The sequence below is a fragment of the Pleomorphomonas sp. NRK KF1 genome (assembly GCF_023721755.1).
GTDB lineage: Bacteria > Pseudomonadota > Alphaproteobacteria > Rhizobiales > Pleomorphomonadaceae > Pleomorphomonas.
Window position 1 is genome coordinate 133,224 of record NZ_JAMDLH010000005.1, and the last position, 24,412, is coordinate 157,635.

Annotated in this window: 19 protein-coding genes; 9 read left to right on the forward strand and 10 right to left on the reverse strand. The window is 66.3% G+C overall.

Annotated features, from left to right (window positions below):
* Positions 1-61: 61 nt before the first annotated feature.
* Positions 62-835, reverse strand: a complete 774-nt coding sequence (locus M4J39_RS13975; RefSeq protein ID WP_251728928.1) for an SDR family NAD(P)-dependent oxidoreductase — start codon at positions 833-835, stop codon at positions 62-64.
* A gap of 242 nt (positions 836-1,077) precedes the next feature.
* On the opposite strand from M4J39_RS13975, the gene hutI reads away from it, so the two are divergent.
* Genes hutI through hutG form a run of 3 tightly spaced genes read left to right on the forward strand, consistent with a single transcriptional unit; the run spans position 1,078 to position 4,648 of the window.
* Positions 1,078-2,280: an imidazolonepropionase gene (gene hutI, locus M4J39_RS13980; RefSeq protein ID WP_251728930.1), complete on the forward strand. Its 1,203-nt coding sequence runs from the start codon at positions 1,078-1,080 to the stop codon at positions 2,278-2,280.
* A complete protein-coding gene (hutH, locus tag M4J39_RS13985) occupies positions 2,277-3,827 on the forward strand; it encodes a histidine ammonia-lyase (protein ID WP_251728932.1) in 1,551 nt (516 codons plus the stop codon). Before hutI ends, hutH begins: the two co-directional genes overlap by 4 nt.
* A complete protein-coding gene (gene hutG, locus M4J39_RS13990) occupies positions 3,824-4,648 on the forward strand; it encodes an N-formylglutamate deformylase (protein WP_251728934.1) in 825 nt (274 codons plus the stop codon). The genes hutH and hutG overlap by 4 nt, the downstream gene beginning before the upstream one ends.
* Positions 4,649-4,651: 3 nt before the next feature.
* On the opposite strand, the gene M4J39_RS13995 is transcribed toward hutG, so the two are convergent.
* From M4J39_RS13995 to M4J39_RS14010, 4 genes are all read right to left on the reverse strand, one after another.
* Entirely contained in the window at positions 4,652-5,566 is a 915-nt protein-coding gene (locus M4J39_RS13995) for a transglutaminase family protein (RefSeq protein WP_251728936.1), read from the reverse strand.
* The gene (locus M4J39_RS14000; RefSeq protein ID WP_251728938.1) at positions 5,563-8,067 is read right to left on the reverse strand and encodes a circularly permuted type 2 ATP-grasp protein; all 2,505 of its coding nucleotides are present in this window, start codon (positions 8,065-8,067) and stop codon (positions 5,563-5,565) included. The genes M4J39_RS13995 and M4J39_RS14000 overlap by 4 nt, the downstream gene beginning before the upstream one ends.
* An 86-nt stretch (positions 8,068-8,153) precedes the next feature.
* Positions 8,154-11,468: a DUF2126 domain-containing protein gene (locus tag M4J39_RS14005; protein WP_251729256.1), complete on the reverse strand. Its 3,315-nt coding sequence runs from the start codon at positions 11,466-11,468 to the stop codon at positions 8,154-8,156.
* A 106-nt stretch (positions 11,469-11,574) separates the two neighbouring features.
* Complete coding sequence (locus M4J39_RS14010) at positions 11,575-12,057, reverse strand: GNAT family N-acetyltransferase (protein ID WP_251728940.1); 483 nt, start codon at positions 12,055-12,057, stop codon at positions 11,575-11,577.
* A 219-nt stretch (positions 12,058-12,276) separates the two neighbouring features.
* Between M4J39_RS14010 and M4J39_RS14015 the strand changes: the two genes are divergently transcribed.
* The gene (locus tag M4J39_RS14015; RefSeq protein ID WP_251728942.1) at positions 12,277-13,305 is read left to right on the forward strand and encodes a DUF2332 domain-containing protein; all 1,029 of its coding nucleotides are present in this window, start codon (positions 12,277-12,279) and stop codon (positions 13,303-13,305) included.
* 64 nt (positions 13,306-13,369) lie between these two features.
* On the opposite strand, the gene leuC is transcribed toward M4J39_RS14015, so the two are convergent.
* Together leuC and M4J39_RS22930 are read right to left on the reverse strand one after the other, a co-directional pair.
* Positions 13,370-14,782: a 3-isopropylmalate dehydratase large subunit gene (leuC, locus tag M4J39_RS14020; RefSeq protein ID WP_251728944.1), complete on the reverse strand. Its 1,413-nt coding sequence runs from the start codon at positions 14,780-14,782 to the stop codon at positions 13,370-13,372.
* 93 nt (positions 14,783-14,875) lie between these two features.
* Entirely contained in the window at positions 14,876-15,001 is a 126-nt protein-coding gene (locus tag M4J39_RS22930) for a hypothetical protein (RefSeq protein ID WP_256469760.1), read from the reverse strand.
* A 79-nt stretch (positions 15,002-15,080) separates the two neighbouring features.
* On the opposite strand from M4J39_RS22930, the gene M4J39_RS14025 reads away from it, so the two are divergent.
* Positions 15,081-15,641, forward strand: a complete 561-nt coding sequence (locus tag M4J39_RS14025) for a Uma2 family endonuclease (RefSeq protein ID WP_251728946.1) — start codon at positions 15,081-15,083, stop codon at positions 15,639-15,641.
* Positions 15,642-15,869: 228 nt separating this feature from the next.
* Here the strand turns inward: M4J39_RS14025 and leuB are convergent, their stop codons facing one another.
* The 3 genes from leuB to pdxY all read right to left on the reverse strand — a co-directional run bounded on the left by leuB (position 15,870) and on the right by pdxY (position 18,747).
* Positions 15,870-16,982 (reverse strand): 3-isopropylmalate dehydrogenase, encoded by a 1,113-nt coding sequence (leuB, locus tag M4J39_RS14030; protein ID WP_251728948.1) that lies wholly within the window; start codon positions 16,980-16,982, stop codon positions 15,870-15,872.
* Positions 16,983-17,069: 87 nt separating this feature from the next.
* Positions 17,070-17,756, reverse strand: a complete 687-nt coding sequence (locus M4J39_RS14035; RefSeq protein ID WP_251728950.1) for a carbonic anhydrase — start codon at positions 17,754-17,756, stop codon at positions 17,070-17,072.
* A 91-nt stretch (positions 17,757-17,847) separates the two neighbouring features.
* Positions 17,848-18,747: a pyridoxal kinase gene (gene pdxY / locus M4J39_RS14040; protein ID WP_251728952.1), complete on the reverse strand. Its 900-nt coding sequence runs from the start codon at positions 18,745-18,747 to the stop codon at positions 17,848-17,850.
* A 95-nt stretch (positions 18,748-18,842) separates the two neighbouring features.
* On the opposite strand from pdxY, the gene M4J39_RS14045 reads away from it, so the two are divergent.
* The 4 genes from M4J39_RS14045 (at position 18,843) to M4J39_RS14060 (ending at position 24,410) form a co-directional block, all read left to right on the forward strand.
* Positions 18,843-21,077, forward strand: a complete 2,235-nt coding sequence (locus M4J39_RS14045) for a primosomal protein N' (RefSeq protein WP_251728954.1) — start codon at positions 18,843-18,845, stop codon at positions 21,075-21,077.
* Between the two features lie 291 nt (positions 21,078-21,368).
* Positions 21,369-21,929, forward strand: coding sequence for a F0F1 ATP synthase subunit delta (locus M4J39_RS14050; RefSeq protein ID WP_371875451.1), 561 nt, complete (start codon positions 21,369-21,371; stop codon positions 21,927-21,929).
* The gene (atpA, locus tag M4J39_RS14055; RefSeq protein WP_251728957.1) at positions 21,929-23,458 is read left to right on the forward strand and encodes a F0F1 ATP synthase subunit alpha; all 1,530 of its coding nucleotides are present in this window, start codon (positions 21,929-21,931) and stop codon (positions 23,456-23,458) included. Before M4J39_RS14050 ends, atpA begins: the two co-directional genes overlap by 1 nt.
* Positions 23,459-23,537: 79 nt before the next feature.
* Positions 23,538-24,410 carry a F0F1 ATP synthase subunit gamma gene (locus M4J39_RS14060; RefSeq protein ID WP_251728959.1) on the forward strand — a complete coding sequence of 291 codons (873 nt, stop codon included), beginning with the start codon at positions 23,538-23,540 and terminating at the stop codon, positions 24,408-24,410.
* Positions 24,411-24,412 lie beyond the last annotated feature (2 nt).

A 24,412-nucleotide genomic window follows, 5' to 3' on the forward strand; every position in this document is an offset into this window, starting at 1 on the left:
AGTACCATATACATCTCTAGACAGGCCGTCACTCGTCTATGGTGTCATTTTTATGCACGCCTCAAATTGAGGCAAGATAGCCGCCATCCACTGGAATGCATTGGCCTGTCACGTAGGCAGATGCATCGGATGCCAAGAAAATGACCGCACCAGCGAGATCGTCCAACGCTCCGAAGCGGCCGAGCGGGATCTTGGCCAGCATCGACGTCTGCCAGGCATCATTGCGGTAGAAGACGTCGGTCATCGCCGTCCGGAAGTAGCCGGGCGCCACGGCATTGACGCGGATCCCAAGGCCGGCCCACTCGGTAGCGAGCGCTTGCGTCATGCCGAGAATGCCGGCCTTCGACGAGCCATAGGGGACGGCGGTCGGCACGCCGACATAGCTGGTAAGGGAGGCAAGATTGACAATCGCACCACCCCGCCCGTCGGCCTGCATCCGCCGCGCTGCCGCCTGCGCCACAAAGAAGGCGCCCTTGAGATTGGTGTCGACCACCCGGTCCCAAACGTCCTCTTCGATATCGAGCGACGGCGTCACCTCCTCGTAGCCGGCATTGTTGACCACAATGTCCAGACCACCGAGATCCTCGGCGGCCCGCTCCACGACAGTCCGACTGCCGGCCACATCGCGCACATCATGAGCGAGCGCAACGACCTGCCGTCCAAGCGCTTCGATGGCAGCGGAGGTCTCGCCGAGCGAACTCGCGTTGCGGGCGGTAATGGCAACGTCGGCGCCGGCCCCGGCCAGCGCGACGGCAATAGCCTGGCCAATGCCGCGACTCGCCCCGGTCACCAGCGCCTTGCGACCTTCGAGATTGAAGAGAGCGAGCGGTGACATGGGAAAACTCCGGCAGAACAGAACACGCCGGCCCTCCCCGAGCAGCCAGCGGCCGGCAATGCACCATTTCCCGGCTATGATGTCCATAGACGTAATGCCGAATTTCGATGGCATATTCGGATTTCGCGCAGCTGTCTTGCGCAAGCTGATCATCGCCCGCAAAGGTGACGGCTTGCGAATAACTTGCATCGCGGCCGAGGTTGTCTATACATATGAACCCAACAATCACGTCAGGTACCGCGATGGCCACCCGCCTGTTCCGCAACGCCCGCCTCGTCACCATGGCCGCCCCCTTCGACATAATGCCGATGGAGCAGGCGGCGATCGTGTCCGTCGACGGCCGCATCGCCTACGCCGGCCCGGAAATCCAAGCACCGGCTATCCCGCCCGAAGCTGAAATCACCGATCTCGGCGGGCGGCTGGTCACGCCTGGTCTCATCGACTGCCACACCCATCTCGTCCACGGCGGCAACCGCGCGCATGAGTTCGAGCTGCGACTGGCGGGCGCCAGCTACGAAGAGATAGCCCACGCCGGCGGTGGCATCGTCTCGACCGTCACCGCCACCCGCTCCGCCGGCGAAGACGGATTGGTGGAAACCGCCCTGCCCCGGCTCGACCACCTGATCGCCCAGGGCGTCACCACGGTCGAAGTGAAGTCGGGCTACGGCCTCACCCTCGACAGCGAGCAAGCCCAACTCCGCGCCGCCCGCCGTCTTGCCGCAAAGCGCAAGGTGACGGTCAGCACGAGCTTTCTCGGCGCCCATGCGCTGCCACCCGAGTTCAAGAGCGATCGCGCCGGCTATCTGGCGCTGGTCCGCGACGAGATGCTGCCGGCCATGGCGTCGGAAGGACTGGCCGACTGCGTCGACGCCTTCTGCGAGAGCATTGCCTTCTCGCCCGAGGAAGTGGACGACCTGTTCACCGCCGCCCGGCGTCTGGGCCTCAAGGTCAGGCTTCACGCCGACCAGTTGTCCGATCTCGGCGGCGCGGCGCTCGCCGCCCGTCACGGCGCCCTGTCGGCCGATCATCTCGAACACACCGACGAGGCCGGCGCCGCCGCCATGGCCGCCGCCGGCACCGTTGCCGTGCTTTTGCCAGGCGCGTTCTACTTCATTCGCGAGACCAAGCTGCCGCCGGTCGACCATTTCCGCAAGCATGGCACGAAGATCGCCATCGCCACCGACTGCAACCCCGGCACGTCGCCGCTGACCTCGCCGCTGCTCGTCATGAACATGGCGGCGACACTGTTCCGCCTGACGGTGGCCGAATGCCTTGGCGGAATGACCATCCACGCCGCCGCCGCCCTCGGCCTTGCCGAGCACACCGGATCGATAGAGCCCGGCAAATGGTGCGACCTTGCTGTCTGGGACGTCGAACGGCCGGCCGAACTCGTCTACCGCATAGGCTTCAACCCGCTCGCCGCCCGCTACTGGAGAGGTGAATGAAAGACACTCCGATCCTACACCGTCTCGACCCCGGCGCGCTGCCGCTGTCGGTCTGGCGCGCCATCTATTTCGGCGACAGCGCAACCATCGACGCTGCCGCGCGCGGCCCGGTCGACAAGGCCGCCGCCGCCATCGAGGCGATCATCGGCAAGGGCGACCCGGTCTACGGCGTCAACACCGGCTTCGGCAAGCTCGCCTCGGTGCGCATCGACGCCGCCGATCTCGAAACGCTCCAGCGCAACATCGTGTTGTCGCACGCGGCCGGCGTCGGTGAGCCGCTTCCCGTGCCCGTGGTGCGCTTGATCATGGCGCTGAAGCTGGCCAGCCTTGCCCAGGGCGCCTCCGGCGTCCGTTGGGAAACGCTGGAGCAGCTCGCCGCCTGTCTCGAGCGCGGCCTGATCCCGGTCATCCCCGGCCAGGGTTCGGTCGGCGCCTCCGGCGATCTCGCCCCGCTCGCCCACATGACGGCGGCGCTGATGGGCGTCGGGCAGATGTTCGTCGACGGACGCCCCGTCGACGCCGCCGCCGCGCTGGAAGCCAACGGCCTCAGGCCGCTCGTTCTCGGCCCCAAGGAAGGGCTGGCGCTTCTCAATGGAACGCAAGTGTCGACGGCGCTGGCTCTGGCCGGCCTATTCGAGACCGAGCGCGTCTTCCAGGCTGCTCTCGTCACCGGCGCCCTTTCCGTCGACGCCGCCAAAGGCTCCGACGGCCCCTTCGATCCGCGCATCCATCTGTTGCGCCGCCACAAGGGTCAGATCGACGTTGCCGCCAGCCTGCGCGCCCTGCTGTCGGGCTCGGCCATCCGCGCCTCGCATCTCGACGACCACGGTCGCGTTCAGGATCCCTATTGCCTGCGCTGTCAGCCGCAGGTGATGGGCGCCTGCCTCGATCTTCTCCGGCAGGCAGCGGCAACGCTGAACGACGAGGCCAATGGCGTTTCCGACAACCCGCTGGTGTTCACCGATACCGGCGAGGTGATCTCGGGCGGCAACTTCCACGCCGAACCCGTGGCCTTTGCCGCCGACATCATCGCTCTCGCCATCTGCGAAATCGGCTCGATCGCCGAGCGGCGGATCGCCATGCTGGTCGACCCGGCGCTCAGCGGACTTCCGGCCTTCCTGACGCCGAAGCCCGGCCTCAACTCGGGCTTCATGATCCCGCAGGTGACGGCGGCGGCCCTCGTTTCCGAAAACAAGCAGATGGCCCATCCTGCCTCGGTCGACTCCATTCCGACGTCGGCAAACCAGGAAGACCACGTTTCCATGGCCGCCCACGGTGCCCGTCGCCTCCTCGCCATGGCGAGGAATGCCGCAAACGCCATCGGCATCGAGTATCTTGCCGCCGCGCAGGGCATCGGCTTCCACGCGCCGCTCGGCACCTCGAAGCCACTGGCCGCAACGATCGACCTGCTACGCGCCGACGTGCCCCGGCTCGCCGACGACCGACATTTCTCGCCGGACATGGAGGCGGCCACCCGCCTCGTCACCTCCGGCAAGCTCGCCGCCACTGTCGGAAGCAGCCTCCTGCCGGAACTGGTGCAAGAATGAGCGACGCGACAACCGATCCGGTCATCCGGCGCGGGAACGCGCCACTCGTTCTTTCCATGCCTCATGTCGGCACGGCGATCCCCGAGGATATCGAGGCGCGTCTCGTGTCGCCCTGGCTGGCGAGAAAGGACGCCGACTGGTGGATCGACCAGCTCTATGAGTTCGCCGGCGAGCTCGACGCCACCATCGTCCGCGCCCACTGGTCGCGCACCGTGATCGACCTCAATCGCGATCCCAGCGGCGCGTCGCTTTATCCGGGACAGGCCACCACCGGACTCTGCCCCGTCGAAAGCTTCGATGGCGAGCCGCTCTATCGCCCCGGAGAAGAGCCCGGAGCCGAGGAGATCGAGGCGCGTACCGATCTCTATTTCCGGCCCTACCATGAGGCACTGTCCGATGAGATTAGCCGGCTACGCAAATCGAATGAGCGGGTGGTTCTCTACGACTGCCACTCCATTCGTTCCGCCATTCCTCGCTTATTTGCCGGCAAAATACCGGTCTTCAATCTGGGCACCAACAGCGGTGCCGCCGCCGATTCCGACCTTATAGAGCGGGCTTGCGCCGCGATTGCCGCCTCCGGTCGCAGCCATGTTGTCGATGGCCGCTTCAAGGGTGGCTACATCACCCGTCATTATGGCCAGCCGGAGCACAGCGTCCATGCGCTGCAGATGGAGCTCGCCTGCCGCGGCTATATGCGCGAAAGTCTGGGCCCGGTCAGCGAGGCCAACTGGCCGATCGCCTTCGACCCCGTGTTCGCAGGACCGACGCGGCTGACGTTGCGAGCTGTACTGGTGGCCTGCTTGATCTTCGCAAGGGGCTGAGGCTCATTCGACGACCCGAAGCAAGCGCTTGGCGGATGGACCGGGCAGCGGGATGACATCGACGGCGACCGTCAGGCTATGGGCGCCCGAGGCGACGATGACGCCATCGAGCGGCGAAACGTCGGAATAGTCGCGTCCGATGGCGAGAACGAGATGATCCTCGCCGGCCATGATGCCGTTGGTCGGGTCAAGCCCCACCCAGCCGGCCTCCCCGCCACACCACACCTCCACCCAGGCATGGGTGGCATCTGCCCCCTCAAGCCTCTCCTTGCCGGGCGGCGGTTCGGTGCGGAGATAGCCGGAAACGTAGCGTGCCGGCAGCGCAATACCCCTGAGGCCGGCGATCATGACATGGGCGAAGTCCTGGCAGACGCCCTTTCTCGCGGCGAAAGCATCCGACGGCCTAGTGTCGGCATCCGTGGCGCCGAGCACATAGGCGAAATCTCCCTTGATCCGCTTCATGAGCTCGATCGCCCCTTCCAGCATGGATCGCCGAGCAGAGAACGACTGGGCGGCATAGCGGGTGATGGCGGCATCGAGAGGCACCGACGGCGAGACGAACAGACCATGCACCGGCGAGTCCGGGCCGAGGTCGCGGCTTGCCACCGCGAGTGTACGAACTTCGTCTGCCGATGGCGTCAGCGCGGCGAGATATGGCTCGACTGGCCGCACTTCCACCTCGGCTTCGAGGCGAACGACCAATTCGTCATGCGGTCGGTCAAGAGCGAAATGGCAGATGCGGTTGCCGAAGAAATCCAGGGTCTCCCGCCGCTCCGACGGCATGGGGGCGATGGAAAGCATCGCCTTGCGCACCGTCTGCCCCTTGCGGTCCACCGGCAACAGCCGGGCGACATGGCTCGAATAGGGGACTGCCGCCGCGTAGGCGTAGCGCGTCTGCTGGCGCAACTCGTAGATCATTCGAGTTCCTCCAGCCGCACTTCGCTGGGGCGTTGGGTGAAGAAGCGATCGGTCACAAGGCCGGACAGCCGCAACAACCGGTTGATGATCTTGTCGACATCCCGCGTTTCGAGCTTCTCGGCTGCCGTATTGGCGAGCCGCGCGTCAAGCTTGCGGGCAAGGCGCAGAAGCTCCACGGGGCGCCCGTCGACCCGGGTGGCCGGCAATGCCTCCAGATGCTCGACGATACGCGCCGTCTGGAAGGCGACCGAACGCGGGTTGGCATCGTCCAGCATCAAGAGGTCGATCACCGGCAAGGGGGCCGGTCGCATGACGTAGCGCCAGCGATAGGTGATCTGGCTGTCGCCTGCCTCAAGAGCGAGATCGAGCGCCTCGGTCGAGGGCGCTTCGAGGGCGAACTGACGGACCAAGCCCGCCGTGGTGAGCGCCCGCTCGATCCGGCGGCCGAGATCGAGGAACCGCCAGCCCATGGCGCGGTTCATGTTCTCCGAGGCAAGGCCGGCGAAGGCAGCAATGCGTCGCAGGCCGTGATTGACCTCGTCGAGCATCTGGACAGGGGTGAGGCGCCGCCGGCCCATGCTCTCGAACAGGACAGCGATTTCCGTCACCGCCCGGAAAGCGTCCGGCGCCAGGCGGTCGCGAATGGCCGAGCCGGCGGCCCGTGCCGCGCCGGTCAGCGCCGGCAGGCCGGAGGGAGACGCGGGGTCGCCCAGCGCCGCGGCGACAAGCTGGACCGGCGTCCCCTCGCGTTCGAGATCGATGGCGCCGATGAACCGCAAATGGTCGGTCAGCGCCCGGATGATCGGCTGGTCGGCATCGCCACCGGCCTCCACCAGTCTGTTGATAAGCGCGCGTAGAAGACGCAGGGTACCTTCCGACCGTTCCAGATAACGGGCGAGCCAATAGAGATTGTCCGCCGAACGCGACGGCAGCGTACCGGTGGATCGGCGAATGGATACGCGATCCGGTTGAGGCAGCAGCGAAACCTCTCTGACCGGCGCATCGGACAGAACCCAAACGTCGGCCGTCTCGGCCCCTTGCTGCATGGACACGAGGCGGGCGTCGCTCGACCCCGATATGCGGCAGAAACCGCCAGGCATCACCACCCAGTCCCGATCGCCGACGGCGGCCACGAACAGGCGCAGCACAAAAGGCTTGGGCACCAGGCGGTTGCCGTCCCAGACCGGCATGGTGGAAAGGCCGACATTCTCCTGGCCGACCACGTCGAGGCCGCGTGTCTCGATCAGATCCCGCGCCACCTGCCCCTCGGCCTTGGTCATGGCCGCGCCAAGCTTGCTCCAGAAGGGCAACCCCGGCAGAGGCCCGGAGAAGGCCGAGGCGATGGCCATGCGGTCGAAACCGGCGAGCACCGCCTGCCGCTCCGCCTCCTGCCCGCACCACCATGTGGCGAGGTTCGGCAGCGTCAGCTCCTCGCCGAGCAGATGCCGGCAGAGCGCCGGCATGAACCCCATCAGGGCCCGCGACTCGGCAACGCCGGAACCGAGCGCGTTGGTGACGTCGACATTTGCCGAGCGAACCGCCTGCACGAGGCCCGGCACACCGAGCGCCGAAGCCGTACGGAGTTCGAGGGGATCGGCAAAATCGCCGTCGAGGCGCCGCCACAGCGCATCGATGCGCTTGAGACCGGAAACCGTACGCACATAGACGGCATCGCCACGCACCGTCAGGTCGCCGCCTTCCACCAGCAGAAAGCCGAGGTAGCGGGCGAGATAGGCATGCTCGAAATAGGTCTCGTTGAGCCGGCCCGGCGTCAGCAGACCAACCCGCGCCTCGGCATTGGCGTTGAGGGCGCCGAGATCGTCGCGAAACGCCTGGAAGAACGGCGCGAGCCGCTCGACATTGAGCCCGCGCGCCACCTCCGGCAGTGCCCGCGTCACCGCCAACCGGTTCTCCAGCGCGTAGCCGGCGCCGGACGGCGCCTGCGCGCGGTCGCTCAGCACCCACCAGCGTCCATCGGGGCCCCGGCCGAGATCAACGGCGAAAAAGCGCAGGAAACGGCCGCCCTTCGGCACGACACCGACCATCGGTCTCAGAAAATCGGGACTTCCGGCAATGGCGGCGGCCGGTATCACGCCGTCGCGCGCAAGCCGCCCTGCACCATAGACATCGGCGAGCAGCGCCTCCGTGAGACGGGCGCGCTGAATGGCCCCGGCCGATAGCGCAGCCCACTCCGATTGGGAAATGAGAAGCGGCAGCGGCGTCAGCGGCCACGGCCGTTCGGCGCCGGCCGGGTCGTCATAGACGCGAAAGAACACGCCCGAGCTTTTGAGCTGCTGCTCTGTGCCGGCAAAGGCCTCGCGCACGCCATCCTCGCCGAGATCGGCGAGCCGCTGCAAAAAGGAAGGCCAGGGCCCGCGCAACGTGCCATCGGGCGCCATCATCTCGTCATAGGCGCCGGCAAGCGGCTTGTAGCCTCGCGTCAGCAAACCGGATCCGGCTTTCTGTCCGGCAGAGGGCGGATCGGGCTGAAGCTGACTCATCGGGTTTCCGGCGTGGGCGACAGTTGGGCTGTCAAGTTAAGCAGACCGGCGCGGCATCGCCAAGATGGCCACCCGTCGGTCCCGTTTCATATGCCGGTGGGCCGCCGGAGGTCGAGCGTCGTCGAGAACTCGCCCGGCACTTCCTCGACAGGCAGGTTCACAGCCCCCAGCGAATGCCCAAAGTCCTGAAAGCGCGCAAGCCGCCGCGCCTCGGCCTCGTAGGCGTTGACGGGGAAGGTCTCGTAGTTGCGACCACCGGGATGGGCGACGAAATAGGTGGCGCCGCCCAGCGAGCGCTTCGACCAGCGATCGGCGATTTCGAAGGTCAGCGGTGCATTGACCGGCAGCACCGGATGGATGCCGCTGGCCGGCTGCCACGCCTTGAAGCGAACACCGCCGACATAGTCCCCGATACGGCCGGCCGCAGCAACCGGCACGCGCCGCCCGTTGCAGGCAAGGACATGCCGGGCTGGATCGAAGCCGGAAACGCGCGCCTGCAACCTCTCCACCGAGCTGTCGACGAAGCGTACCGTGCCACCGGCGGCTCCCTGCTCGCCGGTGACATGCCAGGGCTCGAGCGCGCCCCTGAGTTCGAGGGATACGCCCTGCCGGTTGACGGTGCCGAAATAGGGAAAGCGGAATTCGCGCTGGGCGTCATACCAAACCGACTCCATGGGATAGCCGGCTCGGTTGAGGTCGGCGATCACCTCGAGAAAGTCCTGCCAGACGAAATGCTCCAGCATGAAGCGGTCGAACAGCGCCGTGCCGTGACGGGTGAAACTACCTTGCTGCGGCTCCTTCCAGAACCAGGCGATCAGCGCCCGGAGCAGAAGCTGCTGGGCGAGCGACATGCGCGCGTCCGGCGGCATCTCGAAAGATCGGAACTCGACAAGGCCCAGTCGACCTGTCGGACCGTCCGGCGAAAACAGCTTGTCGATGCAGATTTCCGAGCGGTGGGTGTTGCCGGTGACATCGGTCAGAAGATTGCGGAACAGGCGATCGACCAGCCAAGGCAAAGGCGCAGCCCCTTCGCCCGGCGCAGGTACCTGGGCAAGCGCGATCTCAAGCTCGTAGAGGGCGTCATGCCGCGCCTCGTCGATGCGCGGCGCCTGGCTCGTCGGCCCGATGAACAGACCCGAGAACAGGTAGCTGAGTGACGGATGTCGTTGCCAGTAGAGGACGAGGCTTTTGAGAAGGTCGGGCCGGCGAAGAAACGGGCTATCGGACGGTGACGCGCCGCCAACCACGACGTGGTTGCCACCGCCGGTGCCGGTGTGGCGGCCATCGATCATGAACTTGTCCGTGCCGAGGCGGGAGAGCCTCGCCTCCTCGTAGACCGTCGAGGTGATGGCAACGCAATCCCTCCAGCCGGCGGCCGGGTGGACGTTGACCTCGATGACGCCGGGATCGGGCGCAACTCGGATGACGTTGAGGCGCGGATCGTGCGGTGGCGGATAGCCCTCGATATGAACGGGCAGCCCGAGGTCCTCGGCCGTGGATTCCACAGCGGTGAGAAGCTCGAGGTAATCGTCCGCGCCGGCCACCGGTGGCATGAACACGCAGAGCCGGCCATTCCTAGGTTCGACGCTCATGGCCGTGCGGACGGCTTCGCCGTCGCCGGTCATCCACTGGTCGACGCGCGGATCGTCGGTTGCCTGCTCGCGGGAGTGCTCATAGGCCGTGGCCAGCTGATCGGGATCCGGCAGATCCGGGAGTTCGCCCATCAGGTCGCGATCGACATGGAAGGGATAGGCGGCCGGCGGCACCCATGGAAGCGAGGCGAGCGGCAAACGAAAGCCGGCCGGAGAGTCGCCCGGAAGAAGGTAGAGCTTGCCGCGCCGGAAGTTCCAGACCTCCGACAGCCAGCCCCTGCCGGCCGCTCCTTGCCAGCGCTGCACCGGCAGCACATAGGCGCTGGGCGTCCTAAGCCCCCGTTCGAACACCCGCGCGATGCGGGCGCGCTCCTCCGGATCGTCGAGTTTGCTGTCCTCGGCGGTGACATTGTCCGGCAACCCGGATTCCTTCAGTATCCAGTGGGCCGGGTCCTCGTAGGCCGGCACGGCGCAGCGACCGGACACGCCAAGCCGGCGGGCAATGCCACGAGCCAATGCGCAGGCGCCCTCCTCATTGGCCGGTGCGAGCTCGGCTTCCGGCGCGACGAGGTCGAGATTGCGCCAGATCGGCTTGCCGTCCTTGCGCCAGTAGAGCGAGAACGTCCAGCGCGGCAGGCTCTCGCCCGGGTACCACTTGCCTTGTCCATAGTGCAGGAAGCCGCCCGGCGCGAAGCGAGCGGCAAGGCGACGGATCAACTCATCGGCCCGGCCCCGCTTGGTGGGGCCGACGGCGGCTGTGTTCCACTCCTCCGACTGGTAGTCGTCGATCGAGACGAAGGTCGGCTCCCCCCCCATGGTGAGACGAACGTCGCCGGCCGCGAGATCGGCATCCACCGCCTCGCCCAACTGGTCGAGACGCTCCCAAGCGTCATCGGAGAAGGGCCAGGTGACTCGTGGTCGCTCGTCGATACGCGCGATCTTCATCTCGAAGAAGAACTCGGCCTTCGTGTCGGGCGGCGCGCTGAAGGAGCCGACGATGGGCGCCGCCGAGCGATAGTGCGGCGTGGCGGCGAGCGGAATATGGCTCTCTCCGGTCAAAAGACCCGAAGTGGGATCGAGGCCGATCCAGCCGGCGCCGGGAATGTAGACCTCCGCCCAGGCATGAAGATCGGTGAAATCGACGTCGGTGCCCGACGGACCGTCGAGCGCCTTGACGTCGGGCTTGAGCTGGATGAGGTAGCCCGAGACGAAACGAGCGGCGAGGCCGAGCCGGCGCAGAAGCTGCACCAGGAGCCAGCCGCTGTCGCGGCACGATCCCGCCCGGCGCGTCAGCGTCTCCTCGGGACTTTGCACGCCCGGCTCAAGACGGATCTCATAGCCGATGTGCTGCTGGAGCGCCTGATTCACCGCAACGACGAAATCCGTGGTCTGCTTGCGTTCGCGCGGAATCGCCGCGAGATAGGCCTCGAAGAGCTCCCCCTCCTCCTCGCATTCGAGAAACGGGGCAAGGTCCTTGGCGAGATCCGGCACGTAGGTGAACGGCCAGGTCTCGGCATAATCCTCGATGAAGAAATCGAACGGATTGTAGACCGCCATCTCGGCGAGCAGGTCGACGCTCACGGAGAATTCGGACGTCGGCTCGGGAAAGACGAACCGGGCCAGCCAGTTGCCGTGCGGATCCTGCTGCCAATTGACGAAGTGGTTCTCCGGCGTGACCTTCAGCGCATAGGCCGGCACGGCGGTGCGGCTGTGCGGCGCAGGCCTCAGACGCACCAACTGAGGAGAGAGAACGACCGGCTTGTCATAGACATAGCGGGTGACGTGCGTCAGCTTGGTCAGGACAGCCATCATCTCTCCCTGCGGTCGCATTGAGCGCGACCGCATTTAAGGGCGAAACAGCCATCCGGGAAAGCCCTGAGCTTGGGCTATACCTGCTCGCTTTCTAGGCAAACCGTCAGGACTTGCGCGACAGAGGATCGATGACGATGTCGTAGAGTTTGGAAACTGACGGCGTGGCGATCTCTTCGTAGAGCGCGCTGTCTGTCGGCAGCCCGGTGGCAGCGGCGTCGACAGGCGGCGGAACGACCCAGCGCAGGCGATCCCAGCCGCGGCTCTGCCCCTCGACCTTCAGCACCTCGACGAACTTGCGGCCGATGCCGCGGTTGCGGAACTCCGGCAGGACGTAGATGTCCTCGAGATGGCCGACCCGATGACCCGACATGGTGTCCGGCAGATCGAAGAACACGGCAAAGCCGACCAGCTCTTCATCGACGAAGGCACCCAGCACTTCCGTTGCCGGATCGACGGCGAGAAGCTCGGCGTAATACTCGTCCGGACGGCGCGGCGCCCCGCGCTTCATTGCCTGGGCATAGGCGGCGATGATCGGCGCCAGCTTGTGGGCGTCCGCCTGGGTGACAGCGGCAATCGTCAGCGACATGGTCAAAAGTCCCCCGGAAAAGCGACACTTACGCGTGACACCAGCATTACTTGCCCCATGCCGGCGGCTTGGGCAAGGCTGAGACGAAGCGAGTTGCGTTTTTTGTGGCGGAAGCGAGCATCGCCCGCTCACGGCGGCGTGACGGCCTCCGGGCTGGTCATCGCCGATCCCCGCCGCTATCGTCGCGACGGATTCGGGAAAGCTGGGAGGCAAGCCGCGATGAGCGACATCTTCGACCATTTCCATCGCCAGGCCGAGGCCTGCCGAGCCATGGGCTCCCCATTCACCGCCCGCCTTGCCGACCTCGCGCCCCGCTTTCTCGACCAGACGACGCTGACCGGCCGCCGCATCCTCGCCTGGAACGGTCACGCCGGCGAAGACGCCGTGCCGCTCCGCCTGTTCGGCGGCCTGCATCGTCTCGTCTTGACCCGACGCGACGCCGGCCTCGCAGCCGTCTACCCGCCGACCGACGTGTCGGACGAAACGCTCGCCGCCGCCGTCAGCGCCGCCATCGGCCGGCACGACCACGACCTTCATGACATCCTGATGAGCCCGCCGCAGACCAATGAGGTCGGCCGGTCGGCCATGCTTCTGCCCGGCTTCCTCTGGCTCGCCCGCCGCTTCGGTCCCAAGCTCGACATCCTGGAAATCGGCGCCAGCGCAGGCCTCAACCTTCACTGGGACGACTACGCCTATCGCTACGGCGATACCCGCTGGGGCAAGACGAAAGCCCCCCTCGAACTCGCCCCCGACTGTGACGCCCCGCCACCGCTCGATGCCGCCGTCGAGGTGGTTCGCCGCAGAGCCTGTGATCTTGCTCCACTCGATCCGGCCGACGCGGAACACCGCACGCGGCTTCTGTCCTATGTCTGGGCCGACCAGACGGAACGCAAGGCACGGCTCAACGCCGCCCTCGATCACGCCGCCGCCCGGCGCGAGCGTGTCGAGATGGCCGACGCCGCCGAATTCCTCGCCCGCGAACTGGCCAAACCGCCGGAAGACGGAGCGCTGCGTGTCGTCGTCCACTCGATCTTCTGGCAATACCTCGCCGATCCTGCCCGTCTCGGCATCCAGACAGCCATGCTGAGGGCTGCCGAGACGGCGCCGCTCGCCTGGCTGCGACTGGAGGCGGACGGCCAGACGCCCGGTGCCGGCCTCCTGGTCACGCTTTTCCCTTCGGGCGAGCACCACGTCCTGGCGCGCGGCGACTTCCATGGTCGCTGGCTGCGCTGGCTGGGCGAGCAATGAAAAAGGCCGGAGCGCCAGGCCCCGGCCTTTTCTTGCAAATGATCCCGCGCGCCGCAGCGCCACGTCACTTGAAGTCGCGGATGTCCACGAAGTGGCCGGCGATGGCCGCCGCCGCCGCCATGGCCGGCGACACAAGATGCGTGCGGCCCATATAGCCCTGACGTCCTTCGAAGTTGCGGTTCGAGGTGGAGGCGCAACGCTCGCCCGGCGCCAGCTTGTCGGGGTTCATGGCAAGGCACATCGAGCAGCCCGGCTCGCGCCACTCGAAACCCGCCTCGATGAAGATCTTGTCGAGGCCTTCCGCTTCCGCCTGTTCCTTGACGAGGCCGGACCCCGGCACGATCATCGCCAGCTTGATCGAGGAGGCCACCTTGCGCCCCTTGGCGACGGCGGCGGCAGCCCGGAGATCCTCGATGCGGCCATTGGTGCAGGAGCCGACAAACACCTTGTCGAGGGCGATGTCGGTCATCTTCTGGCCGGGCTTGAGACCCATGTAGTCGAGCGCGCGCCACTTGGAGGCGCGCTTGGTCTCATCGGCGATGGTGTCCGGATTGGGCACCACACCGGTGATCGCCACGACGTCCTCCGGGCTGGTGCCCCAACTGACGATCGGCGGCAGGCTGGCGGCATCCAGCGTCACCACCTTGTCGAAATGGGCGCCTTCGTCGGTATAGAGGGTCTTCCAGTAGGCCATGGCGCGTTCCAGCGCCTCGCCCGTCGGCGCCTTCGGGCGACCGGCGATATAGGCATAGGTCGTCTCGTCCGGCGCGATCAGGCCGGCACGGGCGCCACCCTCGATCGACATGTTGCAGACGGTCATGCGGCCTTCCATGGAAAGGTCGCGGATCGCCTCGCCGGCATATTCGATGACGTGGCCGGTACCACCGGCCGTGCCGATCTCGCCGATGATCGCCAGCACTATGTCCTTGGCAGTGACGCCGGCCGGCGCCTTGCCGTCGACGCGTACCAGCATGTTCTTCGCCTTCTTCTGGATCAGCGTCTGCGTGGCGAGCACATGCTCGACCTCGGAGGTGCCGATACCATGGGCGAGCGCGCCGAAGGCGCCATGCGTCGAGGTGTGGCTGTCACCGCAGACGATGGTCATGCCCGGCAGCGTGAAGCCCTGCTCGGGGCCAACCACGTGCACGACGCCCTGCCGCCTGTCGAGCTCGTTGTAATACTCGACGCCGAACTCGGCGGCGTTGATGGCGAGCTGGGCAACCTGGTCGCGGCTCTCGGGATCCTCGATGCCCTTGCTGCGGTCGGTGGTCGGCACGTTGTGGTCGACGACGGCAAGCGTCTTGCCCGGCTGGTGCACCTTGCGGCCAGCCGTCCTCAAGCCCTCGAAGGCCTGCGGGCTGGTCACCTCGTGCACGAGATGACGGTCGATGTAGAGCAACGACGTGCCGTCGGCCTGCGTCTCGACCACGTGGTCGTCGAAGATCTTGTCGTAGAGGGTACGGGGCTTGGCGGTCATGATGATCGGACTTTCGATTCCGTGGGGCGGGCGAACCTCACCCCTGATCTGTCTGGAAAGCAGTAGAAGGGTCCGGCAGCGCCGGCCATCATCTCAGGGCCGGAGTCGGCTGTCGCCGGTCTGCCGCGCCAGAAACCGCCACGGCAGGCGCGCGTGATCGTGGGCCGGGAAATAATCGGCCGACGTCGGCAGGCGCGTGATCTGCGGCTTCGCGTTCATGACCCGCTCTATACTGAAAAACCGGGGCGCCGACAATCGGCGATGTGATAGCATCCCGACAGAGAAGAGGACCGCAAGCATGACCCAACTGGCCGAGACGCCCATGAGCGTCGATCAGTTCCTGCACTGGCAGGAGACGCAGGAGGAGCGCCACGAGCTGGTGGATGGCCGGCCACGACTGATGACGGGCGGAAGCATTGCTCACGGCGATATTATCGGCAACGTCTTTTCTTCCCTTCGGGAATCTCTTCGCGACAAGCCGTGCAAGGCTCGTATGGAAGTGGCCGTCGCCACCCCCAGAGGAAACGTCCGCTATCCCGATGTCATGGTCGACTGCGGCCCGAGCGCCCCGGCAGACCATATCGCCACCGGACCGGCCGTGGTGATCGAAGTGGTGTCACCGGGCTCGCTCACCACCGACTATCTTCAGAAGCCGCGCGACTATGCCTCCATTCCGACCATCTCCACCTATGTCATCTTGAACCAGGACGTCATGCGTGCAGCTGTGCTGCGCCGGGCGGGAGGCGAACTCATCCTCGAGGGTGAGGCAATGGGACACGAAGGTCTAGTCGATCTGCCCGAAATTGGCGTGCGCCTATCCCTTGCCGACATTTACGAAGGCTTGGAGCTCAAGGAATAGCTCAAAAAAGAAGCGCCCAGCCTCGGGGGAAGGCTGGGCGCGGCGCTAGGGATCAGCGCGGGCCGGGAGGGGAGCCCGACCGACGGCCACCGCCGCTGGCGAGACGGGGGGCAGTGCCTTATGGGCGATGCCGTCATGACCATGATTTGGTGCGACATCCCCCGAAAACAAGAGCACCGGAGTTAACAACCCCGTGAGCGGCCCTCCGATCGCCGAAAGTCGAATACCTCAGCCGACCAGCGCCTCGAACTCGGCCAGGATTGCCGCGCCCATGGCGCGGGTGTCGACGGTGGCCTCGCCTTTCTGGGCGATGTCCTTGGTCCGAAGCCCCTTGCCGAGCACGCGGGCGATCGCCTCGTCCAGCTTGCCGGCGAGATCGATCAGGCCGAAGGAATAGCGCAGCGCCATGCCGAAAGAGGCGATCATGGCGATCGGGTTGGCCGCGCCGGTGCCGGCGATGTCGGGCGCCGAGCCGTGGACGGGCTCGTAGAGCGCCTTGCGCTTGCCGGTCGCCGCGTCGGGCGCGCCGAGCGAGGCCGAGGGCAGCATGCCCAGCGAACCGGTCAACATGGCGCCGATGTCGGAGAGAACGTCGCCGAACAGGTTGTCGGTCAGGATGACGTCGAACTGCTTGGGATAGCGGACGAGCTGCATGGCGCAGTTGTCGGCCAGGATATGATCGAGCTTGACGTCGGCATACTCTTCCTTGCCGACCTTGGTCACCACCTGGTTCCACAGCACGCCCGACTTCATGACGTTGCGCTTCTCGGCCGAGGAAACGCGGCCGTTGCGGGCCTTGGCGAGGTCGAAGGCGACGCGGGCGATGCGCTCGATCTCGTGGGTGGTGTAGACCTGCGTGTCGACGGCGCGCTTCTCGCCGTTCTCCAGCGTGACGATTTCCTTCGGCTCGCCGAAGTAGACGCCGCCGGTCAGCTCGCGCACGATCAGGATGTCGAGGCCTTCGACCACCTCGCGCTTCAGCGACGAGGCGTCGGCCAGCGCCGGATAGCAGATCGCCGGACGCAGGTTGGCGAACAGGCCGAGATCCTTGCGAAGACGCAGCAGACCGGCTTCGGGGCGGCAGTCATAGGGAACGCTGTCCCACTTGGGACCACCGACGGCACCGAACAGCACGGCATCGGCGGCAAGCGCCTTGGCCATGTCGGCCTCGGAGATGGCAGCGCCGTGGGCGTCATAGGCCGAACCGCCGACCAGACCGCGATCGAGCGAGAAGTCGGTCAGGCCCTTGCGGTTCAGAAACGCGATGATCGTCTCGACCTCGGCCATGATTTCCGGGCCGATGCCGTCGCCGGGCAGCAGGAACAGCGAATTCTTTGCCATCGTCGCATCCTCAAGAACAGAAAGCAGGGCGCACGGCCTCGTCCGGCCGGCTTCGGCCGTTAGCCGTAATCGCCTTGCCGTCAAGGTTCAAGGGGCAAGCGTACCGGAGAGGACGGTGAAATCTCCGCTCTCGTGATCGAGCACATGAAGTTCGCCCTCCGAGACGTCGAACCAGGCGCCATGCAGCGCCAGCGCGCCAGTCTCGACACGGTTCTTGACGAACGGATAGGCGAGAAGGTTCTTGAGCGACGACTTGATCGCTTCGTGCTCCAGCGCCGTGTAGCGCAGCCCCGGGGCGATCGCATGGTCGCACCGCACCCGCTCGGCAGTGTCGTCCAACACCGAAACCCACTTGCCGATGAAGTCGGTCGGCGTCAGGGGATCGCGGCTGTCGAGCGCCGCCGCGATACCGCCGCAGCGGCCGTGCCCCATCACCACGATATGGCGGACGGCGAGCGCCATCACGGCGAATTCGAGCGCGGCGGAGGTGCCATGCGTCTCACCGTCCGGTGTGTAGGGCGGCACGATGTTGGCGACGTTGCGGACGACGAAGATCTCGCCCGGACCGGCGTCGAAGATCACCTCGGGCGAAACGCGGCTGTCCGAGCAACCGATGATCATGATCCGCGGCTTCTGGCCCTCGGCGGCGAGCCGCTTGTAGCGCTCGTTCTCGCTTGGATACCGCCCCTCCCGGAAAGCCTCGTAGCCTGTCGTCAGACGCCCCGGGAAGGAGGCGGGGAGTTTCGGGCTGAGAGGAGCTTTCGGTTCGGTCATCGGCGAAAATCCGGCTGGAGGGACGGAGAGACGAAGTCTCCGCGGACGTGTTATACGGAAGTATACTTATAAGCGTCAATCATGGCGCGCTTCACAAGGTCTCGATCCCCGAGGGACGCGCGACGGGGCGGCGCGGCGTGGCGAGCCGACGAATGTCGACCATAGCCATCGGCCGAACCAGTGCCTCCTGCTGATCCACCAGTTCCAACTCGCGCCCGCCCGCCTTCACCGACCGGGCAATGACCTCGAAGGTCGAGGCCGATGCGACCGCGAGAGCCGCTTCCTCGGACGCGCCCCCGATCAGCCGCGACAGGAACAGGGCCGCGAACAGGTCGCCCGTCCCGTTGGGGGCGCCCTCGACCATCTGGTTCTCGGCAACGATGGTCTCGGTCGCCGTGACGAGCGCCGCCGCTATCTTTCCGCTCATCAGGGCCGGCGCCGAGGTGACGACGACACGCTTCGGTCCGAGAGCGCGGGCTGCCGAGGCGATCTCGCCCAGCGTCTCGACCGGCCGCCCCGTCAGCCAGCCAAGTTCGAAGCGATTGGGCGTTGCGATGTCGGCAATGGCGACCAGGCGATCGCGCTGGGCAGCAGCAACCGGTTCAGGAACATAGAGACCACCCGTACCGCCGGTGGTCATGTCACCGATGACGGGATCGGCGAGGTGAAGGGCCTGCGGATTGGCTGCCCTGACGGCGGCGACCAGCCCGGCAGCGGCGTCCGCCTGTCCGGCCGAACCGAGATATCCGGTGATGATGCCACCGACTTCCGACAGCCAGGGTGCGCGAGCAAGATCGGCGCAGAGCGCGGCGAAATCGGCTTCAGGCAAGGCCATGCGATGAGCGCGGCCGTGGCCGGGATGCCAGGGCAGGATGACCGTCGGCAAGGTCCATACGCGGTGACCGAGCCGCTCCAGCGCAAAGGCGGCGCGCGCGCCCACGGATCCACGGGCAACGAAGGAGGAAAGAACGATGACGGCGGGACGGCTCATGGTCGGCAGCTTTTCCCTTGCGGCGGCGACGGCTTGGCGAGGCGACGGCCCTCCGTTTAGCCTATGATCAATCGCCGCACACCTCGAATCAGCCGATGCCGACCGAAAAACCCGCCAACTCGATACATGACCTGTTCGGAGAGGCTGCCCCCCGCCCCGCTGCCGGCGGCGAAGTGGTGCAGGTTCTGACGCCGGTCGGTCTCGACCTGTCCTATTCCTACCGGGTACCGCACGGAATGGTGGTCGTGCCCGGCTCGATCGTTCAGGTGCCGCTCGGTCCGCGCAAGGTGGTCGGCGTCGTCACCGCCGAACCGGCGGAGCTCCAGGCCTCCTCGAACCGCCTGCGTCCCATCGAGATCGCCTTCGATGCGCCGCCGCTGACAGCGGAGATGCTCACCTTCGTCGACTGGGTCGCCCGCTACACGCTGACGCCGCGTGGCATGGTGATGCGAATGGTGCTGCGCGCGCCGGACGCGCTGGAGCCGGAACCGCCTTTGCGCGGGCTCGTGGCGACAAATGCCGCACCCGAGCGTCTCACCGACGCCCGCCGACGGGTGTTGGCGCTGCTCGCCGAGAACGAGGGACAAGCCTGGACGCGCGCAGGCCTCGCAGCAGCGGCTGGCGTCTCCCCGTCGGTCGTCGAGGGACTGGTGACTGCCGGCGCGCTGGCCGAAGTGGAACTGCCTCCCGGCCGGCCGTTTCGCACGCCCGATCCCGACTTCAATCCCATCGCCCTCACCCCCGACCAGACCGCCGCCGTTGCCCAACTGCGCGAAGCCCAGGACAACGGCGTGACGCTGATCGACGGCGTCACCGGCTCCGGCAAGACCGAGGTCTACCTGGAAGCGGTCGCCGACGCGCTGAGGGCCGGCCGGCAGGCGCTGATCCTGGTCCCGGAAATCGCGCTGACCCGCGCTTTCCTTGAGCGCTTCTCCGAGCGTTTCGGCGCCCTGCCGGCGGAATGGCATTCGGACGTCACCCCGAAGATGCGCGCCCGCACCTGGCGGGCGGTGGCTCTTGGCGAGGCGCGCGTTGTCGTCGGGGCTCGTTCGGCCCTGTTCCTGCCCTTTGCCGACCTCGGCCTGATCGTCGTCGACGAGGAACACGACGGCGCCTACAAGCAGGAAGAATGGGCTAGCTATCATGCCCGCGACATGGCGGTCGTGCGCGGTCGACTGGAAAAGGTCCCCGTCATCCTCGCCTCGGCGACGCCCTCGCTCGAAAGTCGCGTCAACGCCGAGCGCGGCCGTTATCGCCACTTGGTGCTGCCAGCCCGAGCCACGGGGCGCGATCTTCCCAGCCTTTACGCCATCGACATGCGCAAGGCCGGCCCGCCGCGCGGCCGCTTTCTCGCCCCCGGTCTCGTCGCCGCCATCCGCGAGGTGACTGAGCGCGGCGAACAGGCCATGCTGTTCCTCAATCGGCGCGGCTATGCGCCGCTCACGCTCTGCCGGTCCTGCGGCCACCGCTTCCAGTGCCCGCAATGTTCCGCCTGGCTGGTGGAACACCGCTTCAGGGGTCGGCTCGTCTGTCATCACTGCGGCCACACGGTTCCCCGGCCCGAGGCGTGCCCCTCCTGCGGTACGCTCGACAGCCTCGTCGCCTGCGGCCCCGGCGTCGAGCGCATCGCCGAGGAGATGCAAACCCTGCTCCCCGACAAGCGCACCGTGGTCCTGTCGTCGGACATCGGCGGCGGCATCCAGCGCCTCAAGGCGGAGTTCGAGGCGGTGGCCAAGGGCGAGTGCGACATCGTCGTCGGCACGCAGATGGTGGCCAAGGGGCACACCTTCCCCAAACTGACGCTGGTCGGCGTCGTCGATGCCGACCTGGGCCTGTCCCAAGGCGATCCGCGCGCCGCCGAACGCACTTTCCAGCTGCTGGCCCAGGTCACCGGGCGCGCCGGCCGCGTCATCGGCAAGGGTCTCGGCCTGCTCCAGACCTATGCGCCGGAAAGCCCGGTGATCGAAGCGCTCATATCGGGAGACGCCGAGCGCTTCTACCGGACGGAGCTTACCGAGCGTGAACGGTCGGCCATGCCGCCTTTCGGCCGCCTCGCGGCGATCCTGGTATCCGGCCCAACCAGGGAGCTGGCCGAGGACCACGCCCGCCACCTCGCCCGCATGGCGCCGCGAGATCCCTCCGTCGAGGTGCTGGGCCCGGCCGAGGCGGCGCTCGCCGTGGTGCGCGGCCGTCACCGCTTCCGCCTCATTGCCCACTCCGGCCGCGACACCGACCTTTCCGCCTACATGCGCGCCTGGATCGCCGCCGCCGACCGGCCGACGCGCGGCGTCGAGGCTTATGTCGACGTCGATCCGCAAAACTTCCTTTGATCGCCGCAAAACCGGCGCTCAACCCCACCTAAAACGATAAACTATTCGACTTTAGGATGAGGTTTTTTTAAGGGGATGTCCCAAGCGGCCATTTACCTAAGGATATCCGCGCAAAACGCGGAATTCCTGAATCCAGTGAACGCGTTGCGTGAGGGAAAGTCCTGTGATAGACGGAGCCAAGTTCGCTGCGGGGCCGTGCGCCGTGCCGCCGTCGTATTCTATTCTGCGAATTTCTTCAAAGCGTTCAAACGGGTGAACCTTTGATGGTTCGCACCGATGAGGGGTTCTTACGTGAGCGAAGCGGAAACGATGGTCTTCGGGGTCGCCGAGCGGTATGCAACGGCCCTGTTCGAACTGGCGAGCGAGACCGGCGAGCTCGATATCGTCGAGGCGGACATCGCCCGTTTCGAGACCCTCCGCCGGGAAAGCGCTGACCTTCGCCGACTGATGAAGTCGCTTGTCTTCAGCAACGAAGATCAGGTCCGGGCAATTGGCGCCGTGGTCGAGGCTGCCGGCCTTGGACAGACCCTGACCAACTTCATCAAGCTCGTCGCCTCCAACAACCGCCTTTCGGCGATGGCCGACATGTTTCGTGGCTTCCGTCAGTTGCTCGCTGACCGACGCGGCGAAGTGACGGCCGGCATCGCCTCGGCGATCCCCCTTTCCGACAGCCAGCTCGCCGACATCAAGCGCGCGCTGGCCGACATATCCGGCAAGTCGGTTCATGTTGAACTCGAGGTCGACCCGTCGTTGATCGGCGGTCTCGTCGTCAAACTGGGTTCGCGCATGATCGACACGTCGCTCAAAACGAAACTCGACGCACTCAAGATTGCATTGAAAGAGGTCGGCTGATGGATATCCGCGCCGCGGAAATTTCCGCAATCCTCAAGGAGCAGATCAAGAACTTCGGCCGCAACGCCGAAGTATCCGAGGTCGGCCAGGTTCTTTCCGTGGGTGACGGCATCGCCCGCGTCTACGGTCTCGACAACGTCCAGGCGGGCGAGATGGTCGAGTTCCCCGGCGGCATTCGCGGCATGGCGCTCAACCTCGAGAGCGACAACGTCGGCGTCGTCATCTTCGGCTCCGACCGCGACATCAAGGAAGGCGACACCGTCAAGCGGACCGGCGCCATCGTCGACGTGCCGGTCGGTCGTGGCCTGCTCGGCCGCGTCGTCGACGCCCTCGGCAATCCCATCGACGGCAAGGGCCCGATCGAGTACGAGACGCGCGCCCGCGTCGACGTCAAGGCGCCCGGCATCATCCCCCGCAAGTCGGTGCATGAGCCGATGTCGACCGGTCTCAAGGCCATCGACGCCATGATCCCGATCGGCCGTGGCCAGCGCGAGCTCGTCATCGGCGACCGCCAGACCGGCAAGACCGCGATCATTCTCGACACCTTCCTCAATCAGAAGTCCCTGCACGAGGGTGACGACGAGAAGCACAAGCTCTACTGCGTCTACGTCGCCATCGGCCAGAAGCGCTCCACCGTCGCCCAGTTCGTCAAGAAGCTGGAAGACGCCGGCGCGCTCAAGTACTCGATCGTCGTCGCCGCCACGGCCTCCGATCCGGCCCCGATGCAGTACATCGCCCCGTTCGCCGGTTGCGCCATGGGCGAGTATTTCCGCGACAACGGCATGCACGCGCTGATCGCCTACGACGACCTCACCAAGCAGGCCGTCGCCTACCGCCAGATGTCGCTGCTGCTGCGCCGTCCGCCGGGACGCGAAGCCTTCCCCGGCGACGTGTTCTACCTGCACTCCCGCCTGCTCGAGCGCGCCGCCAAGCTCAACGACGAGAATGGCTCCGGTTCGCTCACCGCCCTGCCGGTCATCGAGACCCAGGCCAACGACGTGTCGGCCTACATCCCGACCAACGTCATCTCGATCACCGACGGCCAGATCTTCCTTGAGACCTCGCTGTTCTACCAGGGCATCCGCCCGGCGGTGAACGTCGGCCTCTCGGTGTCGCGCGTCGGCTCGTCCGCCCAGATCAAGGCGATGAAGCAGGTTGCCGGCACCATCAAGGGCGAGCTTGCCCAGTATCGCGAGATGGCGGCCTTCGCTCAGTTCGGCTCCGACCTCGACGCGTCGACGCAGCGCCTGCTCAACCGTGGCGCCCGGCTGACCGAGCTCCTGAAGCAGCCGCAGTTCTCGCCGCTGAAGACGCAGGAAGAAGTGGCCGTGATCTTCGCCGGCGTGTCGGGCTTCCTCGATCCGCTGCCGCTCAGCAAGGTCCGTCCGTTCGAGGACGGCCTGCTCCGCTACCTGCGCGAGAAGCATTCCGACATCCTGGAGCGCATCTGGGCCGAGAAGCAGCTCTCCGACGAGCTTCGCGGCAAGCTCCACGACGCGATTTCCAATTTCGCCAGGACCTTTGCCTGACGCGAACGCCGGATGAACCGAGGGGGGCGAAAGCCGCCCTCCTCTCCCGCGCCCCGATGCCCCTCGGGCAGGAGCCGATATGGCCAGCTTGAAAGAACTCAAGAACCGCATCGCTTCGGTGAAGGCGACGCAGAAGATCACCAAGGCGATGCAGATGGTCGCCGCGGCGAAGCTTCGTCGCGCGCAGGAGGCGGCGGTCGCCGCCCGTCCCTACGCCCACCGTCTTGGCGCGGTGGTTGCCAACCTTGCCAGCGCCATGGCGGGCCGCGACGACGCACCGCTTCTTCTCGCCGGCACCGGACGCGACGAGGTCCACCTTCTCGTCGTCTGCACCGCCGAACGCGGCCTCTGCGGTGGCTTCAATTCGTCGATCGTCCGTCTGGCCCGCGAGCATGCCGCCAGCCTGCTCGCCGCCGGCAAGACCGTGAAGATCCTCACCGTCGGCAAGAAGGGCGCCGATGCCCTGAAGCGCGAGCACGGCAACCGCATGATCGACCGTGTCGAGCTTCGCGGCGTGAAGACTGTCGGCTTCGACATCGCCGTCGATCTCGGCAAGCGCATCGTCGACCTCTATGAGGCGGGCGAGTTCGACGTCTGCACGTTGTTCTACTCGGAATTCAAGTCGGTCATCCAGCAGATCCCCACGGCCAAGCAGTTGCTGCCTGTCAAGGTGGACGCACCGGCCGCCGCCCTGGAGACCGACTACGAGTTCGAGCCGGACGAGGCCGAAATCCTTGAAACCATGCTGCCGCGCTACATCTCGGTCACGCTGTTCTCCGCGCTCCTGGAGAACGCGGCCGGCGAGATGGGCGCCAAGATGACTGCCATGGACAACGCGACGCGTAACGCCGGCGAGATGATCGATCGTCTGTCGATCACCTACAACCGCACGCGTCAGGCCAAGATCACCACCGAACTCGTTGAAATCATTTCGGGCGCCGAGGCGCTCTGACC